Here is a 503-nt window from a genome sequence, read left to right on the forward strand (position 1 = left end):
CGGGGTTGAGGCGGATGGCTGTGGTGAAGTCGGCCAGCGCTTCCTCATAGCGCTCCATGGCCTGGTAGGTCTGGCCGCGTGAGGCGATCGCCCAGGCGTACGTGGGGTTGAGGCGGATGGCTGTGGTGAAGTCGGCCAGCGCTTCCTCATAGCGCTCCATGGCCTGGTAGGTCTGGCCGCGTGAGGCGATCGCCCAGGCATCCTTGGGGTTGAGGTCGATGGCTGTGGTGAGGTCAGCTAGCGCTTCCTCATAGCGCTCCATGGCCTGGTAGGTCTGGCCGCGTGAGGCGATCGCCCAGGCATCCTTGGGGTTGAGGCGGATGGCTGTGGTGAGGTCGGCCAGCGCTTCCTCATAGCGCGCCATCAAGCGATAGGTCTCTCCGCGCCTGGCGATCGCCCAGTCGTATTTGGGGTCGAGGCGGATGGCTGTGGTGAAGTCGGCCAGCGCTTCCTCATAGCGCGCCATCAAGCGATAGGTCTCTCCGCGCATGGCGATCGCCCAG

Annotated in this window: 1 protein-coding gene; it reads right to left on the minus strand. The window is 65.2% G+C overall.

The features are described from left to right. On the minus strand, positions 1-503 hold a 503-nt coding region (locus HNR30_RS17165; protein ID WP_181610832.1), incomplete at both ends, for a tetratricopeptide repeat protein.

This window comes from Nonomuraea soli, assembly GCF_013761175.1.
GTDB lineage: Bacteria > Actinomycetota > Actinomycetes > Streptosporangiales > Streptosporangiaceae > Nonomuraea > Nonomuraea soli.